The sequence below is a fragment of the Streptomyces sp. HPF1205 genome, assembly GCF_020400825.1.
Classification (GTDB): domain Bacteria; phylum Actinomycetota; class Actinomycetes; order Streptomycetales; family Streptomycetaceae; genus Actinacidiphila.
The window spans coordinates 255,579-275,031 of sequence record NZ_JAINVH010000006.1; the positions used below are offsets into that span (position 1 = coordinate 255,579).

A 19,453-nucleotide genomic window follows, 5' to 3' on the forward strand; every position below is an offset into this window, starting at 1 on the left:
CCGGCCATGGCCAGTTCGCGCCGCGAACCCCCGGACCCCCCGGACCGCCCGGAACCCGCGGACCGCCGGGACCCGCCGGAACGCCCGGAACCCGCGGACCGCCGGGACCCGCCGGACCGCCCGGAACCCCTGGAGTACCCGGGCCGATCCGAGTACCCGGGCCGCCGGGACCCGCGTGAGGCCGACCCCCTCGCGCGGGTGGTCTTCGCACTGAGCCAGGCCGGGCTCGACCCCGGGGACGTCGAACTCGCCGACGCCCTGTGGCTGGCGCGGTGGTCGCGCCCGACCGGGGCCGCCGGGCCGGCCGGCCCGTCCGTCGAGCGCGGGGAGGACGCCGGCCACACCCCGCCGCACGGCTTCCAGCACGGCTTCGACGACACCGACGGCAAGGGCGTGCCCCTCGCGCCCCCCGAGCGGGAGCCGGCCGGCGACGCCATGGTCAGCCTGTACCCCGGCGGCAGCGCCCCCGGCGCCGGCCGCCCCGTGACCGGTACCGGAGCGGTCAACGTCGCCATCCCCGAGGCCGCCGCCCTGCCGCGGCTGCTCGAACTGCAGTCCGCGCTGCGGCCGTTGCAGCGCTACCGCACCCCGGCCCGCCCGCTGCGCCAGGAGCTGGACGAGGCCGCCACCGCCGAGCGCGCCGCCCGCGCCGCCGGCCTGCTGACGCCCGTCTTCCGCCCGGTCCCGCGCGGCAACGCCGGGATGCAGCTCCTGATGGACGCCTCCTCCTCGATGTACGTGTGGGAGCGGATGCTGCGCGAACTGGGGGGTGTCTTCGAACGCCTCGGCGCCTTCCACGAGGTGCAGGTGCGCTACCTGCACGAGACCCCCGAGGGCGCCCCCGTCGTCGGCGGCCGGTTCGACCCGGAACCGGCCGGGCTGCGCTCCGCCGAGCAGCTCAGCGACCCCACCGGCCGCCGGATCACCCTGCTGGTCAGCGACTGCGCCGGGCCGCTGTGGCGGTCCGGCCAGGCCCACCGGCTGCTGCACCGGCTGTCCCGGCACGGCCCCGTCGCCGTGCTGCAGCCGCTGCCCGCCCGGCTCTGGTCGCGCACCCGGCTGCCGGTGGCGTACGGGGTGCTGCACCGCTCGGAGGGCCTGGTGCCCGCCTCGCCGCTGCGGTTCTCGGCCGGGGCCGCGGGATACGCGGCGGCGCCCGACGCCGTACCCGTGCCCGTACTGCCGCCCACCGCGCAGGCGCTGGGCGCCTGGGCGCGGCTGCTGGCCGGCACGGGCGCCACCGAGGTGCCCGCCGCGGTCGGCTGGGTGCGGCCCGACCAGCCCGCCAGCCACACCGCCCCGCGCCGCTCCACCGTGCCCGCACCCGCGCTCGTCGGCAGGTTCCGCTCGGCCGCCTCGCCCGCCGCGGCCCAACTCGCCGTCTACCTGGCCGCCGCGCCGCTCTTCCTGCCGGTCATGCAGCTCGTCCAGCGCACCATGCTGCCCGACTCCGGGCCCGCCGAACTCGCCGAGGTGCTGCTCAGCGGCCTGGTGGTGCGCGCCAAGGGCGAGGACCACCGGTGGTACGAGTTCGCCGACGGGGTGCGCGACGTGCTGCTCGGCCCGCTCGGCAGGGACGAGGCGCTGCTCGTGCTCAAGCACTGCTCGGAGTACGTCGAGCAGCGGTTCGGCAAGAGCGGCCCCAACTTCCCCGCGCTGGCGATCACCCAGCTCACCGAGGGCCCGGGCGACCGGATCGCGGACGCCGCCGTGCGCACCGCCGTACAGGAGGCCGCGCGCGCCACCGCCGTTCGCGAGGCGGCCCGCGCGGGCGAGACGGCCTCCCTGGTCACCGAGTCCCCGCAGCCCTTCGCCGAGGTCGCCGCCCGTGTGCTGGAACGCTTCATGCCGCTGCCGGAGAACGGCCAGGACCGGGGCACGCCGCTCGGCCGCCCGTCCTCGGTGGTGCGGCGGGCCCGGGAACTGGTGGCCCGGTTCAACACCGAGGGCATGGTGCAGAACCTGCTGGACGCCGTGCAGTTGCTGCGCCGCGCCGCCGCGCAGGAGCGGGTGCGCGGGCTCGACGCCGAGCTGTGGAGCGAGCTGGCCCAGCAGCTGATCACCCTGTGGCGGCTGCGCGGCGGCGCCGACCTCCTGCGCGAGGCGCAGGACGCGGCCGAGGCCGCCGCCGCGCACCCCGGCTCGGTGCCCGCCCGCGCCGTGCGCGGCCGGGTCTACCAGGCGGCCGCGGAGGACCGGGCCGCCGCGGGCGACACCAGGGGCGCGCTGGAGCTGCTGCGCAGGGCGGACCGCGAGTTCACCGCGGTGTGCGCCTCGCCGGGCCTGGACGGTGCCCAACTGCTGTCCGCCACCCTGGAACGGGTGCGGGTGCTGGAGAACCAGTGGCAGCTCAGCGGCGACGCGGGGCTGCTGCAGGAGACCGTCGGCATGCTGGAGGCGTTCGCCGACTCCTGGCCGCTGTCCGAGCCGCGCCCGAGCGACCTCTCGCTCGCCTACGGCCGGGCCCTGCTGCGGCTGGCCCGGGCCGCCCGCGAGCGGGAGCGCGCCGCGGCCTACGCCGACCAGGCGGCCGGCGCCTTCGCCGCGGCCGTGGACCGGCTGGAACGCGACGAGGCCGGGCCCGAGGCGCGCATCGACGCCACGCTGTCCCTGGTGGACGCCCTGCTGCTGGCCGGGGGGCGGCTGGCCGAGGCGCAGCGGCTGGTGGACCGCGCGCTCGGCGAGACCCGGGACCGGCTGCTGCGGGCCGCCGTGCTCGTGCGGGCCGGGCGGATCCGGGTCGCCCGGCACACCGAGGGCGGACCGGCGGGCGAACTGGAGGCGGCGGCGGGGAGGTTCGCCGAGGCGTGCCGGCTCACCCCGCGCGACCGGCCCGAGTACAGCGACCTGGTCGCCGAATGGGGCGACGCCCTGCTGGGCCGGGCCGCCCTGCCCGGCGGCGAGCCGTTCGTCAACCGGGCGGTGCTCGTGCTGCGCGACTGCCGGATGGAGACCCCGCAGAGCGACCCCCGGCTCGCGGGCCGGCTGCTGATGCTGGGCCGCGCCCTGGTGCTGCGCTACAAGGCCGAGCAGGACCTGGTGGACCTGCGCGAGGCGGAGCACGTCCTGGGGCTGGCCGTGCAGCCGGCCACCGACCCGGCGCAGATCGCCCGCATCTGGTTCGAGCTGGGCGAGTCGCACCGCCTCGGCTACCTGCACGCGCGCCGCCCCGAGCGGCTCGACCAGGCCGCCGACGCCTACCGCAGGGCCGCGGAAGCCGCCGCCGAGGCCGCCCGCGACACCCCCGAACCGGCCGCCGTCCTGCGGCTGTCCGCCCTGTCCCACCACTCGCGCGGGGTCGTGTACGAGGCGGCCAGGCGCCCGCGCGCCGCCGCCGACGCCTACCGCGCCGCGCTGGCCGAGTGGCGCCGGCTCCCGGACGAGGGCGCGGACGAGGGCCGGACGACCGTGGAACGGCTGGCGGATCTGACGGGGGAGGGCTGAGACGGGGAACACCTACCGTAGAGGCGGTCGTACGGGTTCCGTACGAGTCGGGGCCGGGCCGCCGGAAGGGCCGGGGAAACGGCCGCCGGAACGGGCGTCCCCCGGCCGGGGAGACCTGTTGAAACGGCCGCCGAGGCGGCTGCTGAAACGGTTCGGCACATGGAGGGAGGCTCGTGATGGACCAGCGGACACCTGCTCAGGCGCACGACCAGGGCGGCGGTGACGGGACCGCCGCCGGCGAGGGGGCCGGGATCGACCTGCTCGGCATGGACCTCGACACCCTCGCGGACGTGTCGCACCCCGTTCTGTCCGCGCTGGTGGACGACTTGCGGGCGCGGGTCGCGGGACCGGAGAGCGCCGGCCTGTGGGGCTTCGACAACGACTCACCGCCGCCGCCCCCGGACTGACGGACCGAGGCGCCCACCCGAACGCCCCGGGACGCGTACCGACGCCTTCCCCGGCAAGGGCGCCGACCGCGGCTCCGTTCAGGCCCCCGGACATGACCCCGTTCAGGCCCCCGTTCAGGCCCCCGGTCAGGCCCCCGGACATGACCCCGGACATGACCCCGGACATGACCCCGACCGCGGCCCCCGATCACGGCCCGTAGCGCGCGGATGCGGTGTTTTGGCCGAGGGCCGGGATGATACGGCCATATCCGGGCCGTATCTCTGACCAGGCGTTTGCTGAGGGTGGTGGGGCGGGAACAACCGCTGGGGCCGACGGGGCGGCGCTCGGGTACGACGGGGGAGGTGATCCGTGATGCGGCAGCCGACCGCGTCACCGCGAGGCGGCGAGCCGGCGCGGACACGCCCCTTCCCGCTGCGGCAGTTCGTCCTCAAGACGCACAGCCGCTGCAATCTCGCCTGCACCTACTGCTACCTGTACGCGGGCCCCGACCACGGCTGGCGCGAGCGGCCCCGTACCACCGCCTCGGCGGTCACCCGGCGCACCGCCGAGCGGATCGCCGAGCACGCCGCCGCCCACCGCCTGCCCTCCGTCTCGGTCGTCCTGCACGGCGGGGAGCCGCTGCTGGCCGGCGCGCGGACGCTGGCCGCGACGGTCACGGAGGTACGCGCACTGGCCCCGCCCGGCTGCGCCGTGCACGCGAGCGTGCAGACCAACGGCACGCTGCTGACCCGCGACCGGCTGCGGGTGCTGCGCGAGGCCCGCATCCGGGTCGGCGTCAGCCTCGACGGCGGCCTCCTGGCGCACAACCGGGCGCGTACCGACCACGCGGGCCGCCCCTCGTGGCCCGCCGTCACGGCGGCCCTGCGGCTGCTGGCCGAGACCGCGCCCGAGGCGTACGGCGGGGTGCTGTGCGTCGTGGACCCGCGCAACGACCCGGTCGAGGTGTACGAGTCGCTGCTGGCGTTCCGGCCGCCGGCGATCGACCTGCTGCTGCCGCACGGCAACTGGACCAGCCCGCCGCCCGGGCTGCCCGCGCCCGCGAACGACCCGGCGCCCTACGGCCGCTGGCTCACCGCCGTCTTCGACCGCTGGTGGGACGACAGCGAACGCCGCACCAGGATCCGGCTGTTCGAGGAGTGCGTGGCGCTGCTGCTCGGGCTGCCCGCCGCCGTCGAGCGCCTCGGGCTGCAGCCCTTCACGGCGGTGGTCGTGGAGACGGACGGCAGCATCGAGCAGGTCGACTCGCTCAAGTCCGCCTACGAGGGGGCGGCCGCGACCGGCCTCGACGTCTTCCGCCACAGTTTCGACGACGCCCTGGCCCACCCCGGCGTCGCGGCCCGCCAGTCGGGCCTCGCGGCCCTTGCCGCCGCCTGCCGCGCCTGCCCCCTGGTCGCCGTCTGCGGCGGCGGCCACTACGCCCACCGCTACCGCGCCCCCTCGGGCTTCCGCAATCCCTCGGTCTACTGCGCCGACCTGGCGTACCTGATCCGCCACATAGCCGCCCGCGTGCGGCGGGCCGCGACCGCCGGCCGCGCGCCCGCCGCCGTATCCGGAGCCCCCGCCCGTGCGCCCGGAGAGGACGGGGGCCCGTGAGCCGGTCGGGGCCGGGGCCGGGGCCGCGGACGGGGCCGCGAACGGGGCCGGGGGCGCGGACGGGGCCGGGTACCGGCGACGGGATCGCGGCCGTGCTCGGGAGCACCGGGAGCGACGCGCGGTCGCTCGGCCTGCTCGTCGCCCATCAGCACGAGCGGCGGCTGCTCACGCTGCGGGCGCTGCTGGACGCGGTACGGCAGGCCCCCGCGGGGGTGCTGCCCGAAGGGGCCGCAGAAACGATGCTGCGGGACTGGCGGCTGCTGGCCGCCGCCGACCGGGCCGACCGGGCGGCGGCCCGCCGCGTGGTGCAGTACCCGCTCACCGGTTCCTGGGCCGAGCGCTGCCTGCGCGACCTGGTCAGGCCCGGCGGCGCGCCGAGGGCCGCCGCCGCGCTGCCCCACCTTTCCGCCCTCGCCGCCTCCGCCGCCGCCCGGGCGGGCCTGCGCTTCACCGCCGACGTCCCGTACCGCCAGGGCGTCGTGACGCTGCCGACGCTCGGCGGCTACCGCTCGGCGCGCCCCGGCCCGCGCGAGCCGGACGGCGGCGGGCGGGTGCGGGTGGAGGGCGAGGGCAGCCGGCTGTGGCTGCGGCTGCCCGGCCGGACCGTCGAGGTCCGGCGCGGCACGGACGGCGTGTGGCGGTCGGCGGCCGACGGCTGGCAGCCCCTCAGGGCGCTGTGGACGGACGACGGCAGGCCCGTACTCGTCGACGACACCGACCCGTACCGCGACGAGGAGCGGCGCAGCGACCCGTACGGGCTGTCGGTCGCCGAGCGGCTGGACGGCGCGGACCACGCGCGCTGGCGGCGGGCCTGGCGGGACGCCCAGCCGTGGCTGAGGCTGGGCGACGGGACCAGGGCCCGGGAGGTCGCCGAACTGCTCACCTGCTTCGTGCCGCTGGAGTCCCCCTCCGGCGCGCAGTGCAGCGCCACCCTGGACGAGGCGTTCGGCGCGCTGCTCAGCAGCCACCCGGTCGACGGACTGAAGCTGGCGGCGGCGCTCGTGCACGAACTGCAGCACACCAAGCTGCTCGCCCTGTCCCGGCTGACCCCGCTGCACACCGCCGACGCCACCGCCCGGCACTGGGCGCCCTGGCGGCCCGACCCGCGCCCCTTCGACGGCCTGTTCCAGGGCGCCTACGCCCACCTCGCGCTGGCCGGCTTCCACCTGGACGTCGCGCGGGCCGCCGCCGCGCCCGCCCGCCGCGACGCCGCCTGGGCCGCGCACTGCCGCTACCGGCAACAAGTGGACGCCGTCCTGCCGCAGTTGACCGGTTCCAGCCGGCTCACCCCGGCCGGCCGGATCCTCGCGGGCGCGATGGCCGACCGGCACCAGCGCCTGAAGCAGCACACCCCGCCGCACGGCCAACTGGCCCGCGCCGCCGCCTACGTGGAGACCGCCCGTACCATCTGGCGCCGCCGCTGGGCCTGAGCGCGCTCCTTGACCTCACGTCATGACCGGGACACGAAACGCGACGCCGGGCCGTTGGAACAGGCACCGACCGGTGTAGCTTCGGGCATGGACCCACCTGTCGCCCCGTCAGGAAGCGGACCGGGGCGGTGAACCACCGGACGAGCCACCAGCACAGCGAGGGAGACGGTCGGATGGCCGCAGGGCGCAACACCGCGTCGGGGGACGCGGCACAGGCAGTGGACGGCGGGCCGGGCCGCGCGCGGGACACCGGGCTGGTGACCATCAGCTTCGCCGGCCACAACCGGGCCTGGGCGGCGTGGATCGCCGGCCGGCTGGAGCGGTACGGACGCCGGGTCTCCCTCCAGCGCTGGGACATGAACCCCGGCGACACCGTGCGGCAGGGCCTGGAGGACCTGCTGCTGTCCGGCGGCACCGTGCTGATCGTGCTCAGCGAGTGGTACTTCCGGCTCGGCCCGCGCAGCCCCGAGGAGTGGAACGCGGCGCTGCGCGAGATCGTCCCCGCCCACCCCGACCGGTTCGCCGCCGTCTCCGTGACCTCCGCCGCCCTGCCCACCGCGGTGGCCTCGCTCGGCGCCGCCGACCTGTGGGGCCTGGGCGCGGCCGAGGCCGAGCGGCGGCTGCTGACCCGGCTCGGCATCACCCCCGCCCGCCGCCCCGGCACGGCCGGGTCGAGCGACACCCTCATCGGCCTCGGCGGCGGCCCCCGCTTCCCGCTGGAGCAGCCCGACGTGTGGGGCGGCGTGCCGCGCCGCAACACACGTTTCACCGGCCGCGAGGAACTGCTGTGGGAGGTCCACCAGCAGCTCACCCAGGCCGAGCCCGGCGCGGGCGTGGTCACGCTGTTCGGCCTGTCCGGCGTCGGCAAGACCCAGATCGCCACGGAGTACGTCTACCGCTTCGGCGCCGAGAACTACGACGTGGTGTGGTGGGTACGGGCCGCCGAGCGCGGCACCCTGCGGGAGAAGCTGGCCGGACTCGCCCCCGCCCTCGGCCTGCCCACCGGCCGGGAGTACGGCGAGCGGCTGCGCGCGGTGCGCGACGCCCTGCGCCGCGGCGAGCCCTCCCCCCGCTGGCTGGTGGTCCTCGACGGCGCCGACCAGCCCGACGACATCCACGACCTGGTGCCCTCGGGACCCGGCCACGTACTGATCACCTCGCAGAACCGCGAGTGGGGCGAGCACAACAGCGCGCTGGTCGAGGTGCCGGTCTACCGGCGGCACGAGTCGGTGGCGTTCGTCCGCCGCCGCGCCCCCCGGCTCGACGAATCCGACGCCCACAAGCTCGCCGAGGCGCTCGGCGACCTCGCGCTGGCCCTGGACCAGAACGCGGGCGCGCTCAACGACTCCACCATGCCGGTGGACGAGTACATCGGACTGCTCCAGCGCGGCGCCGACGTGGAGTCCGGCCTGAAGGTCGCCGCCGACTTCCAGATGACGTACTACACGGCGTTCTCGATACTGCTCAACCGGCTGCGCGAGGACAAACCGGAGGCCGTGGACCTGCTGCGGCTGTGCGTGTTCTTCGCGCCCGGGCCCATCCCGGTCCGGCTGCTGCGGGACCTGCCGATCCGCGACCTGCCCGAGCAGCTCGCGGCGCTGCTGGGCGACCCGCTGCTGTGGAACTCGGCGATCGGCAAGCTGGCACAGTGGTCGGTCGTCCAGTCCGACCCGCAGGAGACCGAGGAGGACGAGCCGGCCGGCGCCACCGAGGTGGTCCAGATGCACCGGCTGGTGTACCAGGCGGTGCGCGCCGACATGCCCGCCGACGAACAGGCCACGTACTCCCGGGTGGTGCGCAAGATGCTGGCCGCCGCCGACCCGGGCCGCCCCACCGACACCCGGCTGTGGCCGCGCTACGCCGAGATCGTCCCGCACCTGGCCGCCTCCGGCGCGCTGAGCAGCACCAACCCCGAGATCCAGCTCACCGTCATCAACTGCCTGCGCTACCTGAACCTCTCCGGCGAGTACCGGACCGGCCTGCAGATCGCCGAGCAGGCCACCGAGGAGTGGACCCAGGTCTTCCCGCCCGGCCACCCCCGGCTGTGGGACCTGGTCCACAACAAGGGCAACATGCTGCGCGGCATCGGCGACTTCGCCGCCACCGAGGCGCTGGACCGCGAGGCGTACGAGAAGCTGCGCGCCGAGCGCGGCGACCAGGACCTGCTGGTGCTGCGCGCCGCCAACGGCCTGGCCGCCGACCTGCGCAACCTCGGCCGCTACGACGAGGCGCTGCGGCTGGCGCTGTTCGTCCAGGGCGGTTACGGCGACCTCGTCGGACCCCAGGACGCCCTCACCCTCACCGCGAAGAACAACACCGCCGTCTCCTACCGGCTCCTCGGCCGCTACCAGGACGCGCAGGCCCTGGACCGCGAGACCTTCGCCGCCCGCCGCGAACTGCTGCGCGAGCGCAACAACGGCACCCTCGCCTCGGAGAGCTCCTACGCCCTGGACCTGCGGCTACTGGGCCGCTACGACCAGGCCACCTCCGTACAGGAGCGCAATCTCGAAGTGCACCAGGCGGTCATGGGCCGGGACAACCCGCAGACGCTGATGGCCGAGCACAACCTGGTGCAGTGCTACTACCGCGGCGGCGACCGGGCCCGCGCGATGCCGCTGCTGGCCGCCCTGCTGGAGCGGTGCGAGCGGGTGCTCGGCGACCGGCACCCCATCACGGTACGGGTGTCGATCACCTTCTCCACCTTCGAGCGCGAGCACGGCGACCTGGACCGGGCCCGCGAGCGCGGCGAGTTCGTGCTGCGGCACTACCGCGGGCAGTTCGGCGACGGCCACCCGTACACCGCGGGCGCGCTGGCCAACCACGGGCTGCTGCTGCGGGCCGCGGGGGAGCGGCAGCAGTCGCAGATCGAGATGGAGGACGCGCTGGTCGCGATGACCCGCGCGGTCGGCCCCGACCACCCCTGGACGCTGGGCTGCGCGGTGAACGTCAGCGGCGCCCGCAACTTCGCCGCCGACCCGGACAGCGCCGCCGAACTGAGCCGGGCCACCGGCGACAAGGCCGCCGCCGTCCTGGGCAAGCAGCACCCGCTCACCCTGACCTGCCGGATCGCCCTGGCCAGCGACCTGCGCAACCTCCGCAGGCGGCAGGAGGCGGACAAGATCGAGGAGGAGGCGCTGGCCGCCCTGGCCTCCACCCTCGGCCCCCAGCACCCGCACACCCTCGCGGCCCGCTCCCGCACCCGCCCCTACTGGGACTTCGAGGCGTTCAGCTGCTGACGGGCGGGCCGGGCCACGAAACAACCGGGGGTGGCGCACTCCGCTGAGTGCGCCACCCCCGGCTACGGGTCGCGGGACTAGATCTCGAAGACCTCGCGGATCAGCTCCTCCTGCTGGGCCGCGTGCCGCTTGGCCGAGCCGACCGCCGGGGAGGACGAGGCCGGACGCGAGACCCGGCGCAGCCGGTCCGCGTTGTCCGGGGCCGCGCCCAGCAGCAGGTCCAGGTGGTCGATCAGGTTGAGCGCGATGAACGGCCAGGCGCCCTGGTTGGCCGGTTCGGCCTGCGCCCAGACGAACTTCTGCGCCTTGGTGTACGGGGCCACCGCGTTCTGGATCTCCGCGCCCGGCAGCGGGTACAGCCGCTCGATGCGCAGGAACGCGATGTCGGTCGCGCCGCGCCTGTCCCGCTCCTCGATCAGGTCGTAGTAGACCTTGCCGGAGCAGAACACGACCTTGCGCACGGCGTCGGGTTCGACCGTGTGATCACCGATGACCGGCTGGAACTGGCCCGTGGTGAAGTCCTCGGCCTTCGACGCCGCCGCCTTCAGCCGCAGCATCGACTTCGGGGTGAAGACGATCAGCGGCTTGTGGTGCGGGTTGTGCACCTGCCAGCGCAGCAGGTGGAAGTAGTTGGCCGGGGTGGTCGGCATGGCGACCGTCATGTTGTTCTGCGCGCACAGCTGCAGGAACCGCTCGATCCGCGCCGAGGAGTGGTCGGGGCCCTGGCCCTCGTACCCGTGCGGCAGCAGCAGCGTGACGCCGGAGGTCTGGCCCCACTTCTGCTCGGCCGAGGAGATGAACTCGTCGATGATGGTGGCAGCGCCGTTGGCGAAGTCGCCGAACTGCGCCTCCCACATCACCAGCGCGTCCGGGCGGGCCAGCGAGTAGCCGTACTCGAAGCCCATCGCCGCGTACTCGCTCAGCAGCGAGTCGTAGACGGTGTACCGCGCCTGGTCCTCCGACAGGTACAGCAGCGGGGTGTAGTCACCGCCGGTCACCCGGTCGATGAGCACCGCGTGCCGCTGGCCGAAGGTGCCGCGGCGGGAGTCCTGGCCGGCCAGCCGGACCGGGGTGCCCTCCAGCAGCAGCGAACCGATGGCCAGGGTCTCGCCCATGCCCCAGTCGATGGTGCCGTCCTCGACCATGGCGGCCCGGCGCTGGAGCTGCGGCAGCAGCCGCGGGTGCACGGTGAAGTCCTCGGGGATGTTCACCTGCGAGGCCGCGATCCGCTTGACGACCTCGGCGGACACCGCGGTCGGTACCGGCACCGGGAAACCGGACTGGTCGGGCTCGGGCTTCACCGGGGCGGCCGGCTTGGCCGCGGCCTCGCGCACCTCGGTGAAGACCGTCTCCAGCCGGCCCTGGTAGTCCTGCAGCGCCTGCTCGGCCTCCTCCAGGGTGATGTCGCCCCGGCCGATCAGCGACTCGGTGTAGAGCTTGCGCACCGAGCGCTTCTTGTCGATCAGGTCGTACATCAGCGGCTGGGTGAAGGCCGGGTTGTCCGACTCGTTGTGGCCGCGGCGCCGGTAGCAGATCAGGTCGATCACGACGTCCTTGTTGAACGCCTGCCGGTACTCGAAGGCCAGCCGGCCCACCCGGACCACGGCCTCGGGGTCGTCCCCGTTGACGTGGAAGATCGGCGCCTCGATCATCCGGGCCACGTCGGTGGCGTACATCGACGAGCGCGCGGACTCCGGGGCGGCGGTGAAGCCCACCTGGTTGTTGATCACGACGTGCACGGTGCCGCCGGTGCGGTAGCCGCGCAGCTGCGACATGTTGAGCGTCTCGGCCACCACGCCCTGACCGGCGAAGGCCGCGTCGCCGTGCAGCGCGACGGGCAGCACGGTGAAGTCGGTGCCGGCCTTGTTGATGATGTCCTGCTTGGCGCGGGCGATGCCCTCCAGGACCGGGTCGACCGCCTCCAGGTGCGAGGGGTTCGCGGCCAGCGAGACCTTGATCTGCTCGCCGTCCAGGCCGGTGAAGGTGCCCTCGGCGCCCAGGTGGTACTTCACGTCGCCGGAGCCGTGCATCGACTTCGGGTCGAGGTTGCCCTCGAACTCGCGGAAGATCTGGGCGTACGACTTGCCCACGATGTTGGCCAGGACGTTGAGCCGGCCGCGGTGGGCCATGCCGATCACGGCCTCGTCCAGCCGGGACTCGGCCGCGGCGTCGAGGACCGCGTCCAGCAGCGGGATGACCGACTCGCCGCCCTCCAGCGAGAACCGCTTCTGGCCGACGTACTTGGTCTGCAGGAACGTCTCGAACGCCTCGGCGGCGTTCAGCCGGCGCAGGATCCGCAGCTGCTCCTCGCGCTCGGGCTTGGCGTGCGGCCGCTCGATCCGGTCCTGGATCCACTTGCGCTGCTTCGGGTCCTGGATGTGCATGTACTCGACACCGACGGTGCGGCAGTACGAGTCGCGCAGCACACCGAGGATGTCGCGCAGCTTCATCAGGGTCTTGCCGGCGAACCCGCCGACCGCGAACTCCCGCTCCAGGTCCCACAGGGTCAGGCCGTGCTCCAGCACGTCCAGGTCGGGGTGCTTGCGCTGGCGGTACTCCAGCGGGTCGGTGTCGGCCATCACGTGGCCGCGCACCCGGTAGGAGTGGATCAGCTCGAAGACCCGGGCCGCCTTGGTGACGTCGTCGTCGTGCCCGGTGTCGATGTCGGTGCGCCAGCGGACCGGCTCGTACGGGATGCGCAGCGCGGCGAAGACGTCGTCGAAGAAGTCGTTCTCGCCGAGCAGCAGCTGGTTCATGATCCGCAGGAACTCGCCGGAGGCGGCGCCCTGGATCACCCGGTGGTCGTAGGTGCTGGTCAGCGTCATGACCTTGGAGATGCCCAGCTTGTTCAGGGTGTCCTGGGAGGTGCCCTGGAACTCGGCCGGGTAGTCCATCGAGCCGACGCCGAGGATCATCGACTGGCCGGGCATCAGCCGCGGCACGGAGTGCACGGTGCCCAGGCCGCCGGGGTTGGTCAGCGAGGCGGTGACGCCGGTGAAGTCGTCCATCGTGAGCTTGCCGTTGCGGGCGCGGCGGACGATGTCCTCGTAGGCCTGCCAGAACTCGAAGAAGTTCAGCGTCTCGGCCTTCTTGATGGCCGCGACGACGAGCTGGCGCTCGCCGTTGCCCTTGACCAGGTCGATGGCCAGGCCCAGGTTGACGTGGTCCGGCCGGACCAGCGTCGGCTTGCCGTCGACCACCTCGTAGTGCCAGTTCATCGACGGCATGGTCTTCAGGGCCTGCACCATCGCGTAGCCGATGATGTGGGTGAAGGAGACCTTGCCGCCGCGGGCGCGCTTGAGGTGGTTGTTGATGACGATGCGGTTGTCGAACAGCAGCTTCACCGGGATGGCGCGCACCGAGGTGGCGGTGGGCAGCTCCAGCGAGGCGTTCATGTTCTTCGCCACGGCGGCGGCCGGGCCGCGCAGGGCGACGTACTCCGGGCCGGCGCCGGTGGTCACCGCGGTGCCGTTGACGGCGGCGGGCGCGGCGGGCGCGGGCTTGGCCGGGGCGGGCCGCGCGGGGGCGGGCGCCGGGGCCGCGGCGGCCTGGGGCTGCGGGGCTGCGGGAGCGGCGGGGGCCGGGGCGGCGGCCTGCGGCTGCTGCGGCTGGGCCGGGGCGGGCCGCGCGGGCGCCGTCGCCTGGGGCTGCTGGGCGGCCGGCGCGGTGGGAGCAGGCGCGACGGGGGCCGGCGCGGCGGCCTGGCCGGAAATCGCCGGTGCGCCGGCTTCCACGGCGCGCTTGGCGGCCCCCGAGGCACCGCCCTGGCCCGCCGGGGCGGCCGGCGCGGCCGAGCCGTCCGGCTTGTAGTCGGCGAAGAAGTCCCACCAGGCGCGGTCTACCGAGTTCGGGTCCTGGAGGTACTGCTGGTAGATCTCATCGACGAGCCACTCGTTCGGGCCGAAGCCCGCCGCAGGGCCGTCGCCCTGCGTTTCCTGGTCGGTCGAGACACTGGAGCTATTGGGGGACTGTGGCGACACGGCGGTAACCGCCCTCTTCCGCTTCACAAGATGGTGGACAGCGGAAATAAAGGCTACGCCTAACGGACCCCTTCCCGCAGGCCCGGGGGGCACTCGTCGCGCACGTCACACCGAAAAGGGGGTTTCGCGGCCTGAATTGGCGGGAAAGTGGTCCCTCTTCTGGGTTGTCGGGGCCGGACCACCCGGAAGGGTGACGTGTATCCGGCAACCACTCGGCGATTCGGCCACCTCGATCCGGCCGCCGTGCAGATCCACCGCCCAGCGCGCGATGGCCAGGCCCAGGCCCGTACCGCCGTCCCGGCCGGGCTGGGAGCCGCGGTGGAAGCGCTCGAAGACCCGCACCCGGTCCGCCTCGGGGATGCCCGGGCCCTCGTCCATCACGTCCAGCTCCAGGCTGCCGGGCGCGGCCCCGCTCCTGGCCCGTACGGTGACGCGGCCGCCCGGCGGGCTGTGCTTGACCGCGTTGTCCACCAGGTTCGCGACCACCTGGTGCAGCCGCTCGCCGTCGGCGTAGGCCATCAGTTCCAGGGGTGACACGTCGAGGTGCAGGGGGACGTCGGCGCGCTGCCGGGTGCGCGAGCCCTTGCCGGAGGTGCCCATGCCCAGGCTCGCCGTCTTCAGCACCGCCGACAGGTACGGCCACACCTCGAACCGCTTGGCGTCCAGCCGCACCGCCCCGCTGTCCAGCCGGGACAGGTCCAGCAACTGGCTGACCAGCTTGCCCAGCCGCTCGGTCTGCTGGAGCGCCAGCCGCATGGTCTCCGGGTCGGCGGCCGACACCCCGTCCACCACGTTCTCCAGCACCGCCCGCAGCGCGGCGATCGGGGTGCGCAGCTCGTGCGAGACGTTCGCCACGAGTTCCTTGCGGTGCCGGTCGGCGGCGGCCAGGTCGGCGGCCATCCGGTTGAAGGTCTCGGCCAGCTCGCCGACCTCGTCCCTGCGCACGCGGGCCACGCGGCGGCTGTAGTCGCCGGCCGCCATGGCGCGGGCCACCGCGGTCATCTCGCGCAGCGGCGCGGTCAGGTTCGTGGCCACGATCTGGGTGATCAGCAGGCAGGCGATGATCGAGAAGATGGTGATGACCCGCAGCTCGGTCGCCGAGTGGATCGCCACGGTCACCAGGAGGGTGGTGATCAGCACGGAGACGATCACCAGCAGCTGCAGCGCGGCCTTGATCGAGCGGAAGGGGTCCCAGGGGCGCAGCGCGGCCCACACCCGCCGCCACCATCTCCTCATTGCGCCGGCGTCTCCAGCGCGTAGCCCACGCCGTGCACGGTGCGGATCCGCTCGGCGCCGATCTTGCGGCGCAGCGCCTTGACGTGGCTGTCGACGGTACGGGTGCCCGAGGCGTCGGCCCAGTCCCACACCTCGGCCAGCAACTGCTCGCGCGAGAGCACGGCCCGCGGCTGCTGCGCCAGGCACACCAGCAGCTCGAACTCGGTCGGCGTCAGGTGCACGTCGCTGCCCCGCACCCGTACCCGGCGCTGGGCGTGGTCGATCTCCAGGTCGCCGAGCTGGATGCTGGCGCCGCGCGGGCTGTGCGCGGCCTCGGTGGCGCGCTCGACCCGGCGCAGCAGGACGTGCACCCGGGCGGCCAGCTCGCGCATCGAGAACGGCTTGGTCATGTAGTCGTCGGCGCCCACGCCGAGGCCCACCAGCATGTCCGTCTCGTCGTCACGGGCGGTGAGCATCAGCACCGGCACCGGGCGGTCGGACTGCACCCGCCGGCACACCTCCAGGCCGTCGAAGCCCGGCAGCATCACGTCCAGCACCAGCAGGTCCGGCTGCCAGGCGTGCGCCGCGTCCACGGCGGAGGGACCGTCGCCGGCCGTCCGTACCTGGAATCCCTCGGCCTGCAGCCTGGCCGCGATGGCCTGCGTTATCGTCTGGTCGTCCTCGACCACCAGCACCCGGCGCTGAGCGCCCGCTGTCTGCGTGCTGTCCACTTCCGCCCCACAAGGTCGTCACAATTACCGGCAGCGTACGGGGCGGGCTGTCGCCGTGACTATGTCGCCTTCACGCCTTGACGCCTATGTGCACGACGTCCGGTACTCCGCGTGCGACAGGGACCTCCAGTGTGCGGACCCCGGCGAACCCCGCTTCCCGCAGTGCCGCCTCGAAGGCGCCCGAAGGCCGCGCGGACCACACGGCGAGCACGCCGCCCGGTCCGAGCCGCTCCAGGCAGGCGGCAAGTCCGCTGGGACTGTAGAGACTGCCGTTGTTCTCCGTGACTGTCCAGTCCGGCCCGTTGTCAATGTCCAGACAAAGGGCGTCGTACGTGTCCGCCGTGGTGCGCAGGTACGCGACCAGGTCGTCCTCGACGACCCGCACGCGGGGGTCGTCCAGCGCCCGCCGCGAGTACGCCGCCAGCGGCCCCTCCCGGTGCCACCGCACGACGGCCGGCTCCCGCTCGACCACGGCGATGTGGCCCCAGCGCGGCTCCTCCGCCGCCCTGACCAGCGAGAATCCGACGCCGAGGCCGCCGATCAGCACGCGGGCGTCCCGGCGGTCCGGCGGCAGGGCGCCGAGCGCCGCGTCCACCAGCAGCCGCTCCGAGCGCCCGTCGGAGGTGTCCATGAGGAACGTCCCGTTGGCGATGATCTCGTACGTCTCCCCGCGCCTGCGGAGCACCACCTCGCCGTACGGCCCCTCGGTCCGCTCCACCGTGACCACGGCGTCCCGCGTCTCGTGCATGGCGCTCACCTTAGCCAGCCGCCCCGGGATGCCCGGACGGCGTTCGCGGCGGGGTTCACGCAGCCCGCAGGTCTGATCGCTCAGAGCGAACACCGGCCCGGGAACACCCGGGGCATCCCATGGGTTGAGCCCGGTGTACTCAACTTGCTTGCAAAGGGAGAGATCATGGCGTTTGAGTCGACCTCCAGCCCCCTCACCCTGCCGGTGCTGCCCCTGGACGGCGAAGTCGTCCTTCCTGGCATGGTCGTTCCCCTCGACCTGACCGACAGCGAGGTGCGGGCCGCGGTCGAGGCCGCCCAGGCCGCGCAGCCGGGCACCGGGGCGGGCAAGCCGAGGGTGCTGCTCGTTCCCCGCACCGACGGCAAGTACGCCGCGGTCGGCACCCTGGGCACGGTCGAGCAGGTCGGACGGCTGTCCGACGGTGATCCTGGCGCCGTGATCCGCGGCCGCGCCCGGGTCAGGATCGGCGCGGGCACCACCGGGCCCGGGGCGGCCCTGTGGGTCGAGGGTACGGTCGTCGCCGAGCCCGCCCCCGCCGAGTCGCCCGGCACCGTGGCCGAGCTGATGAAGGAGTACAAGGCGCTGGCCACGAGCTGGCTGCGCAAGCGCGGCGCCTGGCAGGTCGTGGACCGGGTCCAGCAGATCGACGACGTGAGCACGCTCGCCGACAACTCCGGCTACTCCCCGTTCCTCAACCACGACCAGCGCATCGAGCTGCTGGAGACGGCCGACCCGGTGGCCCGGCTGCGGCTGGCCATCCAGTGGCTCAAGGACCACCTGGCCGAGCAGGACGTCGCCGAGACGATCCGCAAGGACGTCCAGGAGGGCATGGAGAAGCAGCAGCGCGAGTTCCTGCTGCGCCAGCAGCTCGAAGCCGTCCGCAAGGAACTGGCCGAGCTCAACGGCGACCCCGAGGACGAGGCCGACGACTACCGCGCCCGCGTCGAGGCCGCCGACCTGCCGGAGAAGGTCAGGGAGGCCGCCCTGAAGGAGGTGGAGAAGCTGGAGCGCTCCTCCGACGCCTCCCCCGAGGGAAGCTGGATCCGCACCTGGCTGGACACCGTCCTGGAACTGCCGTGGAACACCACGACCGAGGACACCTACGACGTGGCGGGCGCCCGCGCCGTGCTGGACGCCGACCACGCCGGTCTGAACGACGTCAAGGAGCGCATCACCGAGTACCTGGCGGTCCGCAAGCGCCGCGCCGACCGTGGCCTCGGCGTCGTCGGCGGGCGCCGCGGAGGCGCGGTGCTGGCCCTGGTCGGCCCGCCCGGCGTCGGCAAGACCTCGCTGGGCGAGTCGGTGGCCCGTGCCATGGGCCGCAAGTTCGTCCGCGTCGCCCTCGGCGGCGTGCGCGACGAGGCCGAGATCCGCGGCCACCGCAGGACGTACGTGGGCGCGCTGCCCGGCCGCGTCGTCCGCGCCATCAAGGAGGCCGGGTCCATGAACCCGGTGGTCCTGCTGGACGAGGTCGACAAGGTCGGCTCCGACTACCGGGGCGACCCGGCGGCCGCGCTGCTCGAAGTCCTCGACCCGGCGCAGAACCACACCTTCCGCGACCACTACCTGGAGGTCGAGCTCGACCTGTCCGACGTGGTCTTCCTGGCCACGGCCAACGTCCTGGAGGCCATCCCCGAGCCGCTGCTCGACCGGATGGAGCTGGTCCGCCTCGACGGCTACACCGAGGACGAGAAGGTCGTCATCGCCCGCGACCACCTGCTCCCGCGCCAGCTGGAGCGGGCCGGGCTGGACGCCGACGAGGTGAGCATCGAGGAGGCGGCCCTGCGCAAGCTGGCCGGCGAGTACACCCGGGAAGCCGGCGTGCGCACCCTGGAGCGGACCATCGCCCGCATCCTGCGCAAGATCGCGGCCCGGCACGAACTGGGCGACCAGGAACTGCCGTTCGCGGTCGCGGAGGGCGACCTGCGGGACCTGATCGGCCGGCCGCACCACGTCCCGGAGTCCGCCCAGGACCCGCAGGAGCGGCGCACCGCCGTCCCGGGCGTGGCCACCGGCCTCGCGGTGACCGGAGCGGGGGGTGACGTCCTCTACATCGAGGCGTCCCTGGCCGACCCGGAGACCGGCAGCACGGGTCTGGCCCTGACCGGGCAGCTCGGCGACGTGATGAAGGAGTCCGCGCACATCGCGCTGTCCTTCCTGCGCTCCCACGGCGCCGAACTCGAACTCCCGGTCGGCGACCTGAAGGACCGCGGCGTCCACCTCCACGTCCCCGCGGGCGCGGTCCCCAAGGACGGCCCCAGCGCCGGCATCACGATGACCACCGCGCTGGCCTCGCTCCTGTCCGGCCGCCGGGTCCGTCCCGACGTGGCCATGACCGGCGAGGTGTCGCTGACCGGGCGCGTCCTGCCGATCGGCGGCGTCAAGCAGAAGCTCCTGGCGGCCCACCGGGCCGGGATCACCACGATCGTGATCCCCAAGCGGAACGAGCCGGACCTGGACGACGTCCCGGCCGAGATCCTGGAGTCCCTCGACGTCCACCCGGTGGCCGACGTGCGCCAGGTCCTCAAGCTGGCCCTGGAGCCCGTGGCCGTCAGCCCGGAGGAGGTCCCCGTAGCCGCCTGACCTGAGGCGCGGGGCCTCTCGAAGCGAGAGACCCCGCGCCCCTGGATGCTTCGGGCGCCCCCGGCGTGGTCAGGGGGCGCCCGAA

The 19,453-nt window shown here is 74.2% G+C and carries 10 protein-coding genes; 6 read left to right on the top strand and 4 right to left on the bottom strand.

The window, feature by feature from the left end; translation table 11 throughout:
- Window positions 1-6: 6 nt before the first annotated feature.
- From K7G61_RS09835 to fxsT, 5 genes are all read left to right on the top strand, one after another.
- Window positions 7-3,444 carry an SAV_2336 N-terminal domain-related protein gene (locus tag K7G61_RS09835; protein WP_225846313.1) on the top strand — a complete coding sequence of 1,146 codons (3,438 nt, stop codon included), beginning with the start codon at window positions 7-9 and terminating at the stop codon, window positions 3,442-3,444.
- Between the two features lie 176 nt (window positions 3,445-3,620).
- On the top strand, window positions 3,621-3,851 hold the full coding sequence (gene fxsA, locus K7G61_RS09840; RefSeq protein ID WP_225846314.1) for an FxSxx-COOH cyclophane-containing RiPP peptide: 231 nt from the start codon (window positions 3,621-3,623) through the stop codon (window positions 3,849-3,851).
- Window positions 3,852-4,203: 352 nt separating this feature from the next.
- Complete coding sequence (locus tag K7G61_RS09845) at window positions 4,204-5,445, top strand: FxsB family cyclophane-forming radical SAM/SPASM peptide maturase (RefSeq protein WP_225846315.1); 1,242 nt, start codon at window positions 4,204-4,206, stop codon at window positions 5,443-5,445.
- 92 nt (window positions 5,446-5,537) lie between these two features.
- The gene (locus K7G61_RS09850; protein ID WP_225846316.1) at window positions 5,538-6,875 is read left to right on the top strand and encodes an HEXXH motif-containing putative peptide modification protein; all 1,338 of its coding nucleotides are present in this window, start codon (window positions 5,538-5,540) and stop codon (window positions 6,873-6,875) included.
- A 173-nt stretch (window positions 6,876-7,048) separates the two neighbouring features.
- Window positions 7,049-10,111 (top strand): FxSxx-COOH system tetratricopeptide repeat protein, encoded by a 3,063-nt coding sequence (gene fxsT / locus K7G61_RS09855; protein ID WP_225846317.1) that lies wholly within the window; start codon window positions 7,049-7,051, stop codon window positions 10,109-10,111.
- 77 nt (window positions 10,112-10,188) lie between these two features.
- Here fxsT and K7G61_RS09860 read toward each other — a convergent pair whose 3' ends face one another.
- From K7G61_RS09860 to K7G61_RS09875, 4 genes are all read right to left on the bottom strand, one after another.
- On the bottom strand, window positions 10,189-14,091 hold the full coding sequence (locus tag K7G61_RS09860; RefSeq protein ID WP_225846318.1) for a multifunctional oxoglutarate decarboxylase/oxoglutarate dehydrogenase thiamine pyrophosphate-binding subunit/dihydrolipoyllysine-residue succinyltransferase subunit: 3,903 nt from the start codon (window positions 14,089-14,091) through the stop codon (window positions 10,189-10,191).
- A gap of 105 nt (window positions 14,092-14,196) precedes the next feature.
- Window positions 14,197-15,327 (bottom strand): ATP-binding protein, encoded by a 1,131-nt coding sequence (locus K7G61_RS09865; RefSeq protein ID WP_225846319.1) that lies wholly within the window; start codon window positions 15,325-15,327, stop codon window positions 14,197-14,199.
- Entirely contained in the window at window positions 15,324-16,037 is a 714-nt protein-coding gene (locus tag K7G61_RS09870; RefSeq protein ID WP_225846320.1) for a response regulator transcription factor, read from the bottom strand. The genes K7G61_RS09865 and K7G61_RS09870 overlap by 4 nt, the downstream gene beginning before the upstream one ends.
- A 70-nt stretch (window positions 16,038-16,107) precedes the next feature.
- A complete protein-coding gene (locus K7G61_RS09875; RefSeq protein WP_225846321.1) occupies window positions 16,108-16,785 on the bottom strand; it encodes a spermidine synthase in 678 nt (225 codons plus the stop codon).
- A 165-nt stretch (window positions 16,786-16,950) separates the two neighbouring features.
- Here K7G61_RS09875 and lon point away from each other — a divergent pair, with 165 nt between their 5' ends.
- Window positions 16,951-19,368, top strand: coding sequence for an endopeptidase La (lon, locus tag K7G61_RS09880; RefSeq protein WP_225846322.1), 2,418 nt, complete (start codon window positions 16,951-16,953; stop codon window positions 19,366-19,368).
- The last annotated feature ends 85 nt before the right edge of the window (window positions 19,369-19,453 follow it).